This window comes from Pseudomonas extremaustralis (genome assembly GCF_900102035.1).
Lineage (GTDB): Bacteria > Pseudomonadota > Gammaproteobacteria > Pseudomonadales > Pseudomonadaceae > Aquipseudomonas > Aquipseudomonas extremaustralis.
On sequence record NZ_LT629689.1, the window covers coordinates 6110661 to 6127232 of the forward strand.

Genomic DNA, 16572 nt, shown 5'->3' on the forward strand with positions numbered 1-16572 from the left:
CAGCCCGTGAAAGCCCGATCCGATGAGCTACAGATCTTTGTCAGCGTGATTGAGTGCGGCTCGATTTCGGCGGCGGCGGAGCAGGTCGGGCAGACCCCGTCGGCGGTCAGCCGCACTTTGTCGCGCCTGGAGGCCAAGCTCGACACCACGCTGATCAACCGCACCACGCGACGCATGGATTTGACCGAGGAGGGCAAGTATTTCTTCGAGCGCTCCAAGCTGATCCTGGCGCAGATGGATGAGCTGGAAGAGCACCTGTCGTCGCGCCAGCAAAAACCGGCCGGGCGCCTGCGCATCAACGCGGCCGTGCCGTTCATGTTGCATGGGATCGTGCCGTACATCGCCGAGTTTCGCAGGCTCTACCCGGATATCCAGCTGGAGCTGAACAGCGATGACCTGATCATCGATCTGCTGGAGCAGAGTACCGATATTGCCATCCGCATCGGTGCCCTGGCGGACTCCACCCTGCATGCGCGTTCTCTCGGCTGCACGCCGCTGCATATCCTCGCCAGCCCCGCTTACCTCCAGCGCCACGGCACACCGACCAGCGTCGCCGAGCTGGCCGAGCACACCTTGCTCGGGTTCAGCCAGACCGAAACCCTCAACCACTGGCCGCTGCGCCATGTGGAAGGCGACCGCTGGCTGATCGAGCCCGGCATTGCCGCGTCCAGTGGCGAAACCTTGCGCCAGCTGGCACTGGAGGGGCAGGGTATTTGCTGCCTGTCGAACTTCATGACCATCGACGACATCAACACCGGGCGCCTGGTGCCGGTGTTGGAAGCGTTCAACACGGGCTACCGCCAGCCGATCCATGCGGTGTTCTACCGCAACTCGCAATTGGCGCTGCGCATCCAGTGCTTCCTGGACTTCATTCAAGCCAAGCTGGCGCGGTATGCGTGCTGATGCGTGACCGCTGCGTAAAAGCCGGGGGATCTGGCATCCGGTTTATTGTGGCGGGTGTTTAAGATCTGGCTCCCCTCTTTCCAATTCCGTACCATTCCCCACCTTATCCCCCGCAATGCCCTGGTACCTCATGAACCTCACCCGTCTTCGCGCCGACGCCCTGGCCGGCCTCACCACGTCTTTCGCCTTGCTGCCCGAATGCATCGCCTTTGCCCTGGTGGCGCACCTCAATCCGCTGATGGGGCTCTACGGCGCCTTTATCATCTGCACCCTCACGGCGCTGTTCGGCGGGCGGCCGGGGATGGTGTCCGGTGCAGCGGGGTCGATGGCGGTGGTGATTGTCGCGCTGGTGGTGCAGCACGGCGTGGAGTACCTGCTGGCCACGGTGTTGCTGGGCGGTTTGATCATGGTCGCGTTCGGCCTGTTGCGCCTGGGCAAGCTGGTGCGCATGGTGCCGCACCCGGTGATGCTGGGGTTCGTCAACGGCCTGGCGATCATCATCGCCCTGGCGCAGTTGGAGCATTTCAAAAACGGTGACACCTGGCTCAGCGGCACGTCGCTGTATGTGATGACCGGCCTGGTGCTGGTGACCATGGCCATCGTCTACCTGCTGCCGCGCATTACCCGCGCCGTGCCGCCCGCCCTCGTGGCGATCCTCGGCGTGGGCCTGGCGGTGTATCTGCTCGGCCTGCCGACCCGCACCCTGGGCGACATGGCCCACATCGCCGGTGGCCTGCCAAGCTTTGCGCTGCCGCAGATCCCCTGGACCCTGGAAACCCTGGGCATCATCGCGCCCTATGCCTTCCTGATGGCCATGGTCGGCCTGCTGGAAACCTTGCTGACCCTGAACCTCACCGACGAAATCACTGAGACCCGTGGCTACCCCGACCGCGAAAGCGTGGCCCTGGGCGCGGCGAATATGGTCTCGGGTCTGTTCGGTGGCATGGGCGGTTGCGCGATGATCGGGCAGACCGTGATCAACCTCAGTTCCGGCGGGCGCGGGCGTCTTTCCGGGGTGTTCGCCGGGGTGATGATCCTGTTGTTCATTCTGTTTCTGTCGCCGCTGATCGAGCGGATTCCGCTGGCGGCGCTGGTGGGGGTGATGTTCGTGGTGTCCCAGCAGACCTTTGCCTGGGCGTCGCTGCGGGTGATCAACAAGGTGCCGCTCAATGATGTGCTGGTGATCATTGCGGTGACGGTGATCACGGTCTTCACCGACCTGGCCACGGCGGTGCTGTGCGGGATCGTGATCGCGGCGCTGAACTTCGCCTGGCAACAGGCGCGCGAGCTGTACGCCGATGCGCATCTGCAAGCCGATGGCAGCAAGCTTTACTGCCTGCACGGCACTTTGTTCTTCGCCTCGACCACGCCGTTTTTGAACCAGTTCGATCCGGCCAACGATCCGCCCGAAGTGACCCTCGATTGCCGTCACCTGAGCTTTGTCGACTATTCGGCGATCGCCGCGCTGATGACCCTGCGCGAGCGCTATAGCAAGGCTGGCAAGCACCTGCGGGTGCTGCATTTGTCCGAGCGCTGCAAGCAACTGCTCAAGCGCGCCAAGGCCCATCACGACTGACCGCAACCCCTTGTAGGAGTGAGCTTGCTCGCGAAAATCGTCAACGATAGCGAGGGGAACCTGACACTCTGCGGCGCCCTCAGGTTTTTCGCGAGCAAGCTCGCTCCTACAGGGGCTAGGGTTACGGGCCGACCAGGTCTTCCAGTTCCTGGGCGCGGGTCTGGGTCATGTCCAGCACGCAGCCGGAGCCATTGACCTGGTCGAGGGTGCCGCCGGTGGCGGAGCCTGCGAAGGCGCAATTGGCGTCGCGGTATTTGATCCACAGGCGCTGCACATCCTGCAGTTGCTGTTTGCGCGCGCCTTCCTGGGCGGCAAGGGCGGTCTTGTAGGCGCGGTTCAGGCGGTCGTCCTGAACCTTGGTGGCCTTGGCGTTGCAACTGACCATGTCAGCGGTCGTGTTGGCGCCGTCCATGCATTTTTTCAGCGCCGCGTTCTCGGCGGCCGAGGCGACGCCGCACAGGGCGAGCAGTACGGCGCCGGCGGTGAGGGAGGTGCGAATCATGGTCGATGTTCCTGGGCATGAGGGAGTACGCATTCTACGACTCGATGGTCGCCGCCGGGTTTCCGACATCCTCTGATCTTCATGTAAGAACACCCCCCGAATTTTCATCCACGCCTGTCGGGCATGTCCCAACGCGACAGCGCTTATCCGTGCACGAAAATGACTTTCATCCGGTTTGAAAATACGCCTCGGTAATGATTTATGAGTTTCACCACTCATTCGACGTGACCCTTTGCGAGGAGTACCGCATGGCCGCATCACCGGGCTTCGGGCTATTGGCGTACGCTGCCATCGCCATCATTGCTTTGATCGTGCTGATTGCACGTTACCGACTCAACCCGTTTATCGTCATCACCCTGGTGTCCATCGGCCTGGCGCTGATGGCCGGGATGCCGGCGGACACCATCATGGGCTCCTACGAGGCGGGCGTCGGTAAAACCCTGGGGCATATCGCCCTGGTGGTGGCGCTGGGCACCATGCTCGGCAAGATGATGGCCGAGTCCGGTGGTGCCGAGCAGGTGGCGCGTACGCTGATCGACCGTTTCGGCGAGCGCAATGCCCACTGGGCCATGGTCTGCATCGCCTTCCTGGTGGGGCTGCCGCTGTTTTTTGAGGTCGGTTTTGTGTTGCTGGTGCCGATCGCCTTTACCGTGGCGCGGCGGGTCGGGGTGTCGATCCTGATGGTCGGCCTGCCGATGGTCGCCGGGTTGTCGGTGGTGCATGCGCTGGTGCCGCCGCACCCGGCGGCGATGATGGCGGTGCTGGCGTATAACGCGTCGGTGGGGCAGACCGTGTTGTATGCGATTCTGATCGGCATCCCCACGGCGATCGTCGCCGGTCCCCTCTACGCCAAGTTCATCGTGCCGCGCATTCAGTTGCCGGCGGACAACCCGCTGGAACGCCAATTCATCGAGCGTGAACCCCGCACCCGTTTGCCGAGCTTTGCGCTGACCATGGGCACGCTGCTGTTGCCGGTGGTGCTGATGATGATCGGCGGTTGGGCCAACGTGCTTTCCACGCCGGGCAGTGGGTTCAACCAGTTCCTGCTGTTTATCGGCAACTCGGTGATCGCACTGCTGGTGGCGACCCTGATGAGCTTCTGGACCCTGGGCCTGGCCCAAGGCTTCAACCGCGAAGCGATCCTCAAGTTCACCAACGAATGCCTGGCGCCGACCGCGAGCATCACCTTGCTGGTGGGCGCGGGCGGCGGGCTGAATCGCATCCTGGTGGACGCCGGTGTCACCCATGAAATCCTTGGCCTGGCCCATGCCTTCAACCTGTCACCGCTGCTGATGGGCTGGTTGTTCGCCGCGTTGATGCGCATCGCCACCGGCTCGGCCACCGTGGCGATGACTACTGCTTCCGGCGTGGTCGCGCCGGTCGCCCTGGCCCTGGGTTATCCACACCCTGAATTGCTGGTGCTGGCCACCGGTGCGGGATCGGTGATCTTTTCCCACGTCAATGACGGCGGCTTCTGGCTGATCAAGGAATACTTCAATATGACCGTGATCCAGACCTTCAAGACCTGGACCGTGCTGGAGACCCTGATTTCGCTGGTCGCCTTCGGTCTGACCTATGGTCTGTCCCGCATCCTGTAATCCGGAGACCCCATGGACATCCTCTACCAGATCCGCGCCCGTCAGGATTCCTTCAGCGCCGGCGAAGGACGCATCGCCAGGCTGATGCTGGAGGATGTGGGGTTCGCTGCGTCGGCCAGCCTGGAGGCGTTGTCCCAGCGCGCCGAGGTCAGCACCGCCACGTTGTCGCGGTTTGCGCGCAGCGTCGGGTGCCGGGATTTGCGTGACCTGCGTCTGCAACTGGCCCAGGCCAGCGGCGTCGGCAGTCGCTTCCTGGACCCGGCAGGCAAACCCGAGCAGTCGGCGTTCCATCGCCAGATTCTGGGGGATATCGAGGCGACCTTGCGCCAGCACCTGTCGGGGTTCAAGCAGACGAGTTTCGTCGATGCGGTCAGCCTGCTGGGCAAGGCGCGGATGATCCATGCGTTCGGCATGGGCGGCCCGTCGAGCCTGTGCAGCGATGAGTTGCAGGTGCGCCTGGTGCGTCTGGGCTACTCGATTGCCGCGTGCCATGACCCGGTGATGATGCGGGTGACGGCGGCGACCCTGGGCCCCGAGCATGCGCTGATTGTGTGCTCCCTCAGCGGCCTTACCCCCGAGTTGCTGAACGTGGTGGAACTGGCGCGCAACTACGACGCGCGCGTCCTGGCCATCACCCTGGCCGATTCGCCCCTGGCCCAGTTGGCGGATGTACTGCTGCCGCTGCAGCCGGCCGAAACCAGTTTTATCTACAAACCCACGGCGGCGCGCTACGGCATGCTGCTGGCCATCGACCTGCTCGCCACCGAGCTGGCGCTGGCCATGCCGGACGACAACCAGGAACGCCTGCGCCGCATCAAACTGGCCCTGGACGACTATCGCGGCGGCCCCGACAGCCTGCCGCTTGGAGACTGACATGACGTACGACACGCTGATTCGTCAGGCGCTAATCATTGATGGCAGCAACACGCCGGGCTATGTCGCCGATGTGGGGCTGCGCGACGGGCGCATCGAGAACATCGGCGATCTATCGGCGGCTCATGGCGTGCATGAGCTGGAGGCTGGCGGTCGCGTGTTGGCGCCGGGTTTTATCGACGTGCACACCCACGATGACACCGTGGTGATACGCCAGCCGCAGATGTTGCCCAAGCTCAGCCAGGGCGTGACCACGGTGATTGTCGGCAACTGTGGGATCAGCGCAGCGCCGGTGAGCCTGCGCGGCAATCCCCCGGACCCGATGAACCTGCTGGGCAACGCGGAAGCCTTCGCCTACCCGCGCTTTATCGATTACCGCACGGCGGTGGAACATGCACACCCGGCGGTCAACGTCGCCGCGTTGATCGGCCATACGGCGCTGCGCAGCAACCATATGGACGATCTGCAGCGCACCGCCACGCCCGGTGAAATCATCGCGATGCGTGTGCAATTGCAGGAAAGCCTCGAAGCCGGCGCGCTGGGGTTATCCACTGGCCTGGCCTACGCCAGCGCGTTTGAGGCCGACACCGAGGAAGTGCTGCAATTGAGTGAAGCGCTGAGCGCTTTCGGTGCGGTGTACACCACCCATTTGCGCAGCGAATTCGAGCCGGTGCTGGAGGCACTGGACGAGGCGTTCCTGATCGGCCGGCACGCCAAGGCGCCGGTGATCATTTCCCACCTCAAATGTGCCGGTGCGGGTAATTGGGGGCGTAGTCCGCAACTGTTGGCAGCGTTGGAGCAGGCGGCGAAAACCCAGGCGGTGGGGTGCGATTGCTACCCCTATGCGGCGAGTTCCTCGACCCTGGATCTCAAGCAAGTCACCGATGCGTTTCGCATCACCATCACCTGGTCCACGCCGCACCCGCACATGGGGGGGCGGGACTTGCAGGACATCGCTGCCGAGTGGGACGTTTCGCTGATGGACGCGGCCCGTCGCCTGCAACCGGCGGGGGCGGTGTATTACGGGATGGATGAGACGGACGTGCGCCGCATCCTCGCGCATCCGCTGTCGATGGTAGGGTCGGATGGGCTGCCTGAAGATCCGTTCCCCCATCCGCGCTTGTGGGGCGCGTTTCCACGGGTGTTGGGGCATTTCAGCCGGGATGTCGGGCTGTTTCCGCTGCACACGGCGGTGCACAAGATGACCGGGTTGTCGGCGGCGCGGTTTGGCTTGTCCGAACGTGGCGAAATTCGCGAAGGGCATTGGGCCGACCTGGTGCTATTCGACCCGTTGCGGGTGCGGGATGTGGCGGACTTCAAGCAGCCGCAGCGCGCGGCCGAGGGGATTGATGGGGTGTGGGTCAACGGCGTGTTGAGCTACAGCGAGGGGCGGGCGAATGGGCGGCGGTCGGGACGATTCCTGGCGCGTAACGGGGACTTGCGTCGCGGGTTTGCACCTCTATAGTGGACGCTCTTTTACACGAAGCGGTTGCCATGCACTTAGGAAAAGTCATCCCCATCCTCAGCAGCAGTTGGCGGGCAAGGATTACCGTTATGCCAAGCCCGAGGTTGAGCAAACGTCTTGGGGGACGCGGGAGATGAGCATCAAGGACCCGTTTGGGAATCGCGTGGTGTTTGTCGAGGACGTGCAGGCCTGAGGGCAATAAAACCCTCCTGTGGCGAGGGAGCAAGCTCTCTCGCCACGATGATTGCGTTTTACACGCGGAAATGGCTGACCATCTGCTGCAACTGGCTGCCCAGTCGCGCCAGTTCCACGCTCGACTTGGCCGTCTCGTCACTGGCGGTGGCGGTCTGCTCGGACACATCGCGCACATTCACGATGCTACGGCTGATCTCTTCAGCCACGGCGCTTTGCTGCTCGGCGGCGGCCGCGATCTGCTGGTTCATCGACTGGATGTTCGACACCGTGCGGGTGATGTTCTCCAGGGACACACCGGCCTTGCGCGTCAGCTCGACGCTGCTGTCGGTGAGGCTGCGGCTGTTGTTCATCACGTTGGACACTTGCTGGGTGCCATTCTGCAAGCCGGCCACCAGGCCTTCGATCTCTTCGGTGGACTTTTGCGTACGCTGGGCCAGGCCGCGCACTTCGTCGGCGACCACGGCAAACCCTCGGCCGGCTTCACCGGCGCGTGCCGCTTCAATCGCCGCGTTGAGCGCCAGCAGGTTGGTCTGTTCGGCCACGGCCTTGATCACGTCCATCACGCTGCCGATCTTGTTGCTCTCTTGCTGCAAGTGGGCCATGGCATCGGTGGAGCGCGCCACTTCGGCGGCGAGGCGTTCGATCTGGGCGATGGCTTCGGCCACCACCTTGTCGCCTGCGCGGGCCTGGCCGTCGGCATCGGCAGCGGCCAGGGACGCTTGCTCGGCGTTGCGCGCGACTTCCTGCACGGTGGCCGTCATTTCATGCATCGCGGTGGCGACCTGGTCGGTCTCGATCTTCTGGCTGTTCACACCGGTACTGGTCTGTTCGGTCACGGCCGACAGCTCTTCGGCGGCGCTGGCGATTTGGGTGACGCCGTCGCGAATGCCGCTGATCAGTTCGCGCAGCGTGGTGCCCATGTGCTGGATGCCTTGTTGCAGCACGCCCAGCTCGTCGCGGCGGGTGACCTGGATGTTGTGGCTCAAGTCACCGGACGCAATGCGTTCCACCACGGCCAGGGTTTCCTGGATCGGGCGCGTGATCTGGCGGGTGATGACCAGTGCCGCGATGATGCCGACCAGCAGCGCCAGCAACGTACTGATCAATTGCAGGTTGCGGGCTTGGGCGCTTTCGGCGTCGCGACGATCAAGCTGGATGTCGTAGAGCTTGTCGCTGATGGTGACAATGTCGGCGCCTTGGGTGGTCATTTCGGCGCGGGCGCTCACGATGTTGGCATTGGCGGCCTTGTAGTTCTGCACGGCGCTGCGATAGTCGCCGAGGGCGGTTTCCAGGGCGGTCAAGGCGCTTTGCTGGCTGCTGCCGAATAGGGCGCTAAGGTTTTTCAGGCCATTGATGGCTTTGTCGATCTGCGCCGCCGCGCGGGCTTCGGTGTCCGCATTGACGTTACCGGTGTAGCCGCGCACTTCGTAGCGGGCGATTTGGAATTGCAGTTTGGCATCGGCCACCGCCTGGAATTGGGCAAGGTGTTCCGAACTGTCGGGCATTTGTTTCACGCTGGTTTCCAGCGCGTTGATCTGTGCGTTGGCGATGTCGGCCTTGTCGCCCATCACTTGGCGAGAAGCGTTGCCGTTACGGTAGGCCTCGCGCATTTTATTCAAGGACTGCTGGTAGGCGGTGATGATCGCTTTCTGCTCATTGAGCAGCTTGAGGTTTTCCGGGCTCTTGAAGCTGTCCAGGAGTTTCTGTTGCTGGGCAGCGAAGGCATCCAGGTTGGTCTGTACCGTCTGCGCCACGGTTTCGTCGCCGTTGGCGAGCATATATTGCAGGCGTGCGACGCGCAGTTTGGTCAGGGACGCGTTGAGCTGGGTGATGTCGCTCATCCAGTTGCTGCGGTCGATCAGGCTGCCCAGGCTGGTCCAGCCGGTCAGGGCCAGGATCGAGGTGAGGACCAGTACCAGGCCAAAGCCCAGGCCCAGTTTGAGGTTGACGCTGATGTTACCGAACCAGCTGTTCATCGAGTGCTCCGCAAAAGTGATGTCTGTCTGCTGGACGGTGTTGTTGGTTGTTTGAGCCAGCCAAGGTGTTCAGGCCATATCGGCGGTAGGGTGGGAAACTGAAACGATTAATTCGTAAGCATATGTGTGCAACTGATCGGCGGCGCCCGCTAGCCATGACGCGGGTGGCACTCATTGCGCGCTCACATTCTGTGCTAGTCTGCGGGCCCTTTTAGTTTTGGGCGGTGCGGGAAACCAGGGTTTTCAGCGCTGCCCTACAGCGGAGCCTCTTCATGTCCGAAGTTAATCTGTCCACCGACGAAACCCGCGTCAGCTACGGTATCGGCCGTCAGTTGGGCGACCAACTGCGCGACAACCCACCACCGGGTGTGAGCCTGGACGCGATCCTGGCTGGCCTGACCGACGCCTTCGCCGGCAAGCCAAGCCGTGTTGACCAGGAACAAATGGCCGCCAGCTTCAAGGTCATCCGCGAAATCATGCAAGCCGAAGCAGCTGCCAAGGCTGAAGCCGCAGCAGGCGAGGGCCTGGCGTTCCTGGCTGAAAACGCCAAGCGTGACGGCATCACCACCCTGGCTTCCGGCCTGCAATTTGAAGTGCTGACCCAAGGTGAAGGCGCCAAGCCGACCCGTGAAGACCAGGTGCGTACCCACTACCACGGCACCCTGATCGACGGCACCGTGTTCGACAGCTCCTACGAGCGTGGCCAGCCTGCAGAATTCCCGGTTGGCGGCGTGATCCCAGGCTGGACCGAAGCCCTGCAACTGATGAATGCCGGCAGCAAATGGCGTCTGTACGTGCCGAGCGAACTGGCTTACGGCGCTCAAGGCGTTGGCAGCATCCCGCCGCACAGCGTTCTGGTGTTCGACGTCGAGCTGCTCGACGTTCTGTAAGACCTGCTTCAGATCACCTGTAGGAGCGAGCTTGCTCGCGAAGGCCGTCAACGATAACGCGGGTTTCCTGGATAAACGCGGTGTCTTGGGTTTTTTCGCGAGCAAGCTCGCTCCTACAGGGGGTTGTGCGGTCGCTCATGGATGAAACTTGCCATTGAGTTCTGTCGCCGGGCGCAACGCTCGGGCATAGCAGAACAGGAACAGATTACGCGCCACCTCCTTCAGCACACCGGGTTCACTGGAACTCAGGCCATTCACGTCCAGGTCGCCCTGGTCCTGCAGTTCATTCAGCGCTTCTTCTTCCAGCACCGCACAGACTTCTCCGGTTTCCCGATGCAGGATACGCAGGTAAGGGTGTGGGCGGTCCAGCCAGGCATCTATCAAATAAGTCATGGGGCGTTCTCCTTGATGGGTTTCAATGAGAATAATTCTTATTTGTGGAATAGCAAGTGCCTATTGGCGGTTTCTGGAGTTTTGTGGGTGGGGATTGCGTTCGATCAACAGGGAGGGCAAAACGCCATCCCGCGGCGGGCGCGGGATGGGGGGATAGCATCAGACTTTGCGCACGAACTCGGACTTGAGTTTCATCGGGCCGATACCGTCGATCTTGCAGTCGATATCGTGGTCGCCGTCGCACAGGCGGATGTTCTTGACCTTGGTGCCGACCTTGACCACCAGGGATGTGCCCTTGACCTTGAGGTCCTTGATCACGGTGATGGTGTCGCCGTCCTGCAGGACATTGCCCACAGAGTCTTTCTTCACGGTTTCATCGCCGGCTGCTTCGGTCTCGCCAGTGGCGGACCACTCATGGGCGCATTCCGGGCAGATCAGCTGGGCGCCGTCTTCGTAGGTGAATTCGGAATTGCATTTCGGGCAGGGTGGCAACGTGCTCACTAAAGCTCCTTAACGGTCAGGATGGCTAAAGTCGCACATTATATAGGGAATTGTAGCGAGGCAGGGCGCGCTCTTGGATGGGTAGTACAAACTAAATGACGGAGGGAGCAAGCCCCCTCCCTCATTGGGTATTTCTAGTGCGTGCGGGCGACCGCGAACTCGCTCAGTTCAACCAGGGCGTCGCGGTATTCGCTGGCAGGAATGGCGTCCAGGCACTTGATTGCCCGCGCCACATAGTCGCGCGCCAGTTGTGCGGTGTAGTCCAGGGAACCTGACGCTTCCACGGCGGCGCGAATGCTTTCCAGGTCTTCGATCCCGCCTTTCTGGATCGCCTTGCGCACCAGGGCTTTCTGTTCTGGCGTGCCTTCGCGCATGGTGTAGATCAGCGGCAAGGTCGGTTTGCCTTCGGCCAGGTCATCGCCGACGTTCTTGCCCAGGGTTTCGGCGTCGCCGCGGTAGTCGAGCAGGTCGTCCACCAGTTGGAACGCTACGCCCAGGTGGTCACCAAAGGTGCGCAGGGCTTCGGCCTGTTCGGCGGTCGCGCCGCACAAGGCAGCAGCGCTGTGGGTGGAGGCTTCGAAGAGCATCGCGGTCTTGCCGCGAATCACTTCCATATAGGTTTCTTCGGTGGTGCTGGCATCGCGGACTTTCGACAGTTGCAGCACTTCGCCTTCGGCGATGATGCGCGTGGCCTGTGAAAGAATCTTCATCACCGGCATCGAGCCCAGCTCGACCATCATCTCGAACGAGCGCGAGTACAGGAAGTCGCCCACCAGAACGCTGGGGGCGTTGCCCCACATGGCATTGGCGGTCTCGCGGCCGCGGCGCATGCCGGACATGTCGACCACGTCGTCATGCAGCAAGGTGGCGGTGTGCAGGAACTCGATGGTGGCGGCCAGCAGGCGCAGGTCGTCGCCTTCGCGGCCCAGGGCCTTGCCACACAGCAGCACTAATAAAGGACGCAGACGTTTGCCGCCCGCCGACGTAATGTAGTCGCCGATTTTCGAGACCAGCGGCACTTTAGATGTCAGCTGCTGCTTGATGATGCCGTCGACGGCGCTAAAATCGTCCGCGACCGCGCGGTAGAAAGCTTGGGGTTGCATCAGCGACAGTCGCTCCAGAAGGGTTGCGCGGCATGCTAGGACCCTGACCCCCGGGTGTCAAGGCGCGATAGACGGCTACTTGCAACGCACCAAAGCCTTGCGTACAATCGCGCACCCTGAACTTCCTGGGCAGCACCTGCCTTACGCAATTGCATTCGGGACGTCCATCCCATGCAGCCATGCCAGCCAATACCTCTTCTTATAAAGCGCTGGGTGAGCAGGATTATCGGAGAAATACCATGTCGTACGCAGTAATTGTTACTGGTGGCAAGCAATACAAGGTCGCCCCAGGTGAATACCTGAAGATCGAAAAACTGGAAGTCGCTACCGGCGAATCCGTGACTTTTGATCGCGTTCTGTTGGTCGCCAATGGCGATGACGTGAACATTGGCGCTCCAGTGGTTGCCGGCGCTACCGTTGTGGCTGAAGTGATCTCCCAAGGTCGTCACGATAAAGTCCGCATCATCAAGTTCCGTCGTCGTAAGCACCACATGAAGCGTATGGGCCACCGCCAGTGGTACACCGAGATCAAAATCACCGGTATTCAGGCTTAATTTCAGCCTAATTCCTCACTAGGAGAATTGACTCATGGCACACAAAAAAGCTGGTGGTAGTACCCGTAACGGTCGCGACTCAGAAGCCAAACGCCTTGGCGTGAAGATGTATGGCGGCCAGGTTATCATTCCGGGCAACATCATCGTGCGTCAGCGCGGCACCCAATTCCACGCCGGTTACGGTGTTGGCATTGGTAAAGATCACACTCTCTTCGCTAAAGTCGAAGGCGTGATCAAGTTCGAAGTAAAAGGCGCCTTCGGTCGCCGTTACGTGAGCATCGTCCCGAAGACTGACGTCGTCGCGGCATAATTACGTAGTTGCTGGAAAAGCCCTGTCTCGCGACGGGGCTTTTTCGTTTGTGGAGTGAGTCTCTTGCAAAGCTGTTTGTAATGAGCTCAAGCGCTGGATTTGCGGTCGTTGATTGAGGTCGCTGCGCTCATTTTTGCAAGAGTCTTATGTCTTGGTTTCTTAAGCTCGTCCGTGCGGCGAGAGGCGTTTTGTTATGAAGTTCGTTGATGAAGTATCCATCCGAGTAAAAGCAGGCGACGGCGGTAACGGTTGCATGAGTTTCCGTCGCGAAAAATTCATCGAAAACGGTGGCCCCAACGGCGGTGACGGCGGTGACGGCGGTTCCATCTACATGATGGCCGACGAAAACCTCAATACCCTGGTCGACTACCGTTACACCCGTCACTTTGACGCCGAGCGTGGCTCCAACGGCGGCAGCACCGACTGCACCGGTAAAAAAGGCGAAGACCTGGTGCTGCGTGTACCGGTCGGCACCACGATCATCGACTCGGCCACCCAGGAAGTGATTGGCGACCTGACCAAGGCCGGCCAGAAGCTGATGGTTGTGCAGGGCGGCTGGCACGGTCTGGGTAACACCCGATTCAAGTCCAGTACCAACCGTGCGCCGCGCCAGACCACGCCGGGCAAGCCGGGCGAGCAGCGTGACCTCAAGCTGGAAATGAAAGTATTGGCTGACGTGGGCCTGCTGGGCCTGCCGAACGCCGGCAAAAGTACCTTCATCCGCTCGGTCTCGGCCGCCAAGCCGAAAGTCGCCGACTACCCGTTCACCACCCTGGTGCCAAACCTGGGCGTGGTCAGCGTCGACCGTTGGAAAAGCTTCGTGATCGCCGACATTCCCGGCCTGATCGAAGGTGCTTCCGATGGCGCCGGCCTGGGGATTCGCTTCCTCAAGCACTTGTCGCGTACCCGTTTGCTGCTGCACCTCGTCGACATGGCGCCGCTGGATGACACCAGCGCACCGGACGCCGCCGAAGTGATCGTCAACGAACTGACCAAGTTCAGCCCGTCCCTGGCTGAGCGTGATCGCTGGCTGGTGCTGAACAAGTGCGACCAGATCCTCGAAGAAGAGCACGAGGAACGCGTCAAGGAAATCGTCGATCGCCTGGAGTGGACCGGTCCGGTCTACGTGATCTCGGCTATCGCCAAAGAAGGCACCGAGCGCCTGACCCGCGACATCATGCGCTACCTGGAAGACCGCGCCGACCGCCTGGCGGCCGACCCGGTGTTCAAGGCCGAACTGGCCGAACTCGACCAGCGCATCGAAGACGAAGCCCGCGCCCAGCTGCAGGCCCTGGACGACCAGCGTGCCCTGCGCCGCAGCGGCGTGAAGTCGGTCCATGACATCGGCGACGATGATTGGGACGAAGAAGACGTGGATGACGAAGACGGTCCGGAAATCATTTACGTGCGTGACTGATCCGTTGCGATAAACTTGAACGCCGCTCCCAGGAGCGGCGTTTTGGTATCCGGGTATAACGTTATGGGCGGCGCTGGGTCGCGTGCAGCCCTCTATCTAAGGTTGAAGATGATGCGGAGCAAAGTGACAGGTGCGCAGCGCTGGGTCGTAAAGATCGGAAGTGCGCTGCTGACGGCGGATGGCAAGGGTCTGGATCGCACAGCCATGAGCGTGTGGGTCGAGCAGATGGTGGCCTTGCATGAGGCCGGTGTCGAGTTGGTGCTGGTGTCGTCCGGGGCGGTTGCCGCCGGGATGAGCCGCCTCGGCTGGACCGCGCGACCCAGCGCGATGCACGAGCTGCAAGCCGCCGCCGCCATCGGCCAGATGGGCCTGGTGCAAGCCTGGGAATCCAGCTTTGCCGAGCACGGCTGCCACACGGCGCAGATCCTGCTGACCCACGACGATCTGTCCGACCGCAAGCGCTACCTCAACGCCCGCAGCACCTTGCGCACCCTGGTGGAGCTCAAGGTCATCCCGGTGATCAACGAGAACGACACGGTGGTCACCGACGAAATCCGTTTCGGCGATAACGACACCCTGGCCGCCCTGGTGGCCAACCTGGTGGAAGCCGACCTGCTGGTGATCCTCACCGACCGCGATGGCATGTTTGACGCCGACCCGCGCAACAACCCCGATGCCCAACTGATCTACGAGGCTCGCGCCGATGACCCGGCGCTGGATGCCGTGGCCGGCAGCGTCGGCGGCGCCTTGGGCCGTGGCGGCATGCAGACCAAGCTGCGCGCCGCACGTTTGGCTGCGCGCTCTGGTGCCCACACCATCATCGTTGGTGGGCGCCTGGAGCGCGTGCTGGACCGCCTCAAGGCTGGCGAGCGCATCGGTACGCTGCTGTCGCCGGAGCGCGGCATGCTCGCGGCGCGCAAGCAGTGGCTGGCCGGGCATCTGCAAACCCGTGGCACCCTGGTACTGGACGACGGCGCCGTAGCGGCGTTGTCCCAAGGCCACAAGAGCTTGCTGCCGGTAGGGGTCAAACTGGTGCAGGGCAGCTTCCGCCGTGGCGAGATGGTCGTGTGCGTGGCGCCGGACGGTCGTGAGATCGCCCGTGGCCTGGCCAACTACAGCGCCCTCGAAGCGCAGAAAATTATTGGACAATCATCCGATGCGATTGTCGGACTCTTGGGTTATATGGCGGAGCCGGAACTGGTTCACCGTGACAACCTGATCCTGGTTTAACCAAAGGAATACACCATGCGTGTGATGAAGGGATTGCTCGGCCTGCTGTTGGCCTTGCCGCTGCTGGCCTCGGCCGAAGAGATCGGTCAGGTGTCGACGGTGTTCAAGTTCGTCGGTCCCAACGACCGTATCGTGGTCGAAGCCTTCGATGACCCCAAGGTCGACGGTGTGACCTGCTACTTGTCCCGCGCCAAGACCGGCGGCGTCAAAGGCGGCCTGGGCCTGGCCGAAGATCGTGCCGAAGCCTCGATTGCCTGCCGCCAGGTTGGACCTATCCGCCTCAAGGGCGAGCTCAAGGACGGCGACGAAGTGTTCAAGGAACGTACCTCGCTGGTGTTCAAGACCATGCAGGTGGTGCGCTTTCTCGACAAGAAGCGCAACACCTTGGTGTACCTGGTCTACAGCGACCGCCTGATCGAAGGTAGCCCGCAGAATGCGGTGACGGCGATTCCGATTTTGCCGTGGCCGACCGCTCAGTAGTCAGCAGGCGAGTTTTGTCAGCGGCGTCTATGATTGCAGACTTGCGGGTTGTAATCTCGAGCAGCTGCACTGCAAAGAACATGGGAAATCTGGAGTTCGTCATGAGTGCTTTCCACGACCTGAAACTCAAAGCGTTGGACGGACAAGAGCTGCCGCTGGCGCCCTTCAAGGGGCAAGTTGTGCTGGTGGTCAACGTGGCCTCCAAATGTGGCTTGACCCCGCAATACGCGGCGTTGGAAAACCTCTACCAGCAGTACAAGGACCAGGGGTTTACCGTGCTTGGCCTGCCTTGCAACCAGTTTGCAGGCCAGGAACCTGGCACTGAGAAAGAAATCCAGGAATTCTGCAGCCTCAATTACGGCGTGAGCTTTCCCCTGGGCAGCAAACTTGATGTGAACGGCCCTGAGCGTCACCAGCTGTACCGCTTGCTGGCGGGCGAGGGGGCCGAGTTTCCTGGGGACATCACCTGGAATTTCGAGAAATTCCTTCTGGGTAAAGACGGGCGGGTGCTGGCGCGCTTTTCGCCGCGTACGGCACCGGACGATCCGACCGTCGTCCAGGCCATCGAAAAAGCCCTGAGCTGACCCCTCACCCCTGTTGGAGCGA

General features: G+C 61.8%; 17 protein-coding genes and 2 pseudogenes. 13 read left to right on the forward strand and 6 right to left on the reverse strand.

All coding sequences use genetic code 11. The annotated features are described in order from the left end of the window. The first annotated feature begins 6 nt into the window (after positions 1 to 6). Positions 7 to 903: a LysR family transcriptional regulator gene (locus BLR63_RS28125; RefSeq protein WP_010566216.1), complete on the forward strand. Its 897-nt coding sequence runs from the start codon at positions 7 to 9 to the stop codon at positions 901 to 903. 130 nt (positions 904 to 1033) lie between these two features. Beyond that, positions 1034 to 2479, forward strand: a complete 1446-nt coding sequence (locus tag BLR63_RS28130) for a SulP family inorganic anion transporter (protein ID WP_010566217.1) — start codon at positions 1034 to 1036, stop codon at positions 2477 to 2479. Positions 2480 to 2600: 121 nt separating this feature from the next. Here BLR63_RS28130 and BLR63_RS28135 read toward each other — a convergent pair whose 3' ends face one another. Beyond that, entirely contained in the window at positions 2601 to 2981 is a 381-nt protein-coding gene (locus BLR63_RS28135) for a lysozyme inhibitor LprI family protein (protein WP_010566218.1), read from the reverse strand. Positions 2982 to 3229: 248 nt separating this feature from the next. Between BLR63_RS28135 and BLR63_RS28140 the strand changes: the two genes are divergently transcribed. From BLR63_RS28140 to BLR63_RS32055, 4 genes and pseudogenes are all read left to right on the forward strand, one after another. After that, on the forward strand, positions 3230 to 4579 hold the full coding sequence (locus BLR63_RS28140; protein WP_010566219.1) for a GntT/GntP/DsdX family permease: 1350 nt from the start codon (positions 3230 to 3232) through the stop codon (positions 4577 to 4579). A 12-nt stretch (positions 4580 to 4591) separates the two neighbouring features. Next, positions 4592 to 5452 carry a MurR/RpiR family transcriptional regulator gene (locus BLR63_RS28145; RefSeq protein WP_010566220.1) on the forward strand — a complete coding sequence of 287 codons (861 nt, stop codon included), beginning with the start codon at positions 4592 to 4594 and terminating at the stop codon, positions 5450 to 5452. Between the two features lies 1 nt (position 5453). Continuing rightward, on the forward strand, positions 5454 to 6917 hold the full coding sequence (locus BLR63_RS28150; protein WP_010566221.1) for an N-acyl-D-amino-acid deacylase family protein: 1464 nt from the start codon (positions 5454 to 5456) through the stop codon (positions 6915 to 6917). A 55-nt stretch (positions 6918 to 6972) separates the two neighbouring features. Then, positions 6973 to 7110 (forward strand): annotated as a pseudogene (locus tag BLR63_RS32055) (glyoxalase superfamily protein); the annotation flags it as partial. A 58-nt stretch (positions 7111 to 7168) separates the two neighbouring features. Here the strand turns inward: BLR63_RS32055 and BLR63_RS32510 are convergent. Then, entirely contained in the window at positions 7169 to 8032 is an 864-nt protein-coding gene (locus BLR63_RS32510) for a methyl-accepting chemotaxis protein (RefSeq protein ID WP_373419564.1), read from the reverse strand. 39 nt (positions 8033 to 8071) lie between these two features. Continuing rightward, positions 8072 to 9088 (reverse strand): annotated as a pseudogene (locus tag BLR63_RS32515) (methyl-accepting chemotaxis protein); the annotation flags it as partial. A 272-nt stretch (positions 9089 to 9360) separates the two neighbouring features. Here BLR63_RS32515 and BLR63_RS28165 point away from each other — a divergent pair. Next, complete coding sequence (locus BLR63_RS28165) at positions 9361 to 9978, forward strand: FKBP-type peptidyl-prolyl cis-trans isomerase (protein ID WP_010566223.1); 618 nt, start codon at positions 9361 to 9363, stop codon at positions 9976 to 9978. A gap of 135 nt (positions 9979 to 10113) precedes the next feature. Here the strand turns inward: BLR63_RS28165 and BLR63_RS28175 are convergent, their stop codons facing one another. The 3 genes from BLR63_RS28175 to BLR63_RS28185 form a co-directional block, all read right to left on the reverse strand. Further along, entirely contained in the window at positions 10114 to 10371 is a 258-nt protein-coding gene (locus BLR63_RS28175; RefSeq protein WP_010566224.1) for a PA4570 family protein, read from the reverse strand. A gap of 159 nt (positions 10372 to 10530) precedes the next feature. Further along, positions 10531 to 10872, reverse strand: a complete 342-nt coding sequence (locus BLR63_RS28180) for a zinc ribbon domain-containing protein YjdM (protein WP_010566225.1) — start codon at positions 10870 to 10872, stop codon at positions 10531 to 10533. A gap of 134 nt (positions 10873 to 11006) precedes the next feature. Beyond that, positions 11007 to 11975, reverse strand: a complete 969-nt coding sequence (locus tag BLR63_RS28185) for a polyprenyl synthetase family protein (RefSeq protein WP_010566226.1) — start codon at positions 11973 to 11975, stop codon at positions 11007 to 11009. Positions 11976 to 12214: 239 nt separating this feature from the next. Between BLR63_RS28185 and rplU the strand changes: the two genes are divergently transcribed. From rplU to BLR63_RS28215, 6 genes are all read left to right on the forward strand, one after another. Then, positions 12215 to 12529, forward strand: coding sequence for a 50S ribosomal protein L21 (rplU, locus tag BLR63_RS28190; RefSeq protein WP_007950961.1), 315 nt, complete (start codon positions 12215 to 12217; stop codon positions 12527 to 12529). A 34-nt stretch (positions 12530 to 12563) separates the two neighbouring features. Continuing rightward, a complete protein-coding gene (gene rpmA, locus BLR63_RS28195; protein WP_010566227.1) occupies positions 12564 to 12839 on the forward strand; it encodes a 50S ribosomal protein L27 in 276 nt (91 codons plus the stop codon). Positions 12840 to 13032: 193 nt separating this feature from the next. Further along, on the forward strand, positions 13033 to 14256 hold the full coding sequence (cgtA, locus tag BLR63_RS28200) for an Obg family GTPase CgtA (RefSeq protein ID WP_010566228.1): 1224 nt from the start codon (positions 13033 to 13035) through the stop codon (positions 14254 to 14256). Between the two features lie 111 nt (positions 14257 to 14367). Continuing rightward, entirely contained in the window at positions 14368 to 15486 is a 1119-nt protein-coding gene (gene proB / locus BLR63_RS28205; protein WP_010566229.1) for a glutamate 5-kinase, read from the forward strand. A gap of 15 nt (positions 15487 to 15501) precedes the next feature. Continuing rightward, positions 15502 to 15966, forward strand: coding sequence for a CreA family protein (locus tag BLR63_RS28210; protein ID WP_010566230.1), 465 nt, complete (start codon positions 15502 to 15504; stop codon positions 15964 to 15966). A 101-nt stretch (positions 15967 to 16067) separates the two neighbouring features. After that, positions 16068 to 16550, forward strand: coding sequence for a glutathione peroxidase (locus BLR63_RS28215; protein ID WP_010566231.1), 483 nt, complete (start codon positions 16068 to 16070; stop codon positions 16548 to 16550). The last annotated feature ends 22 nt before the right edge of the window (positions 16551 to 16572 follow it).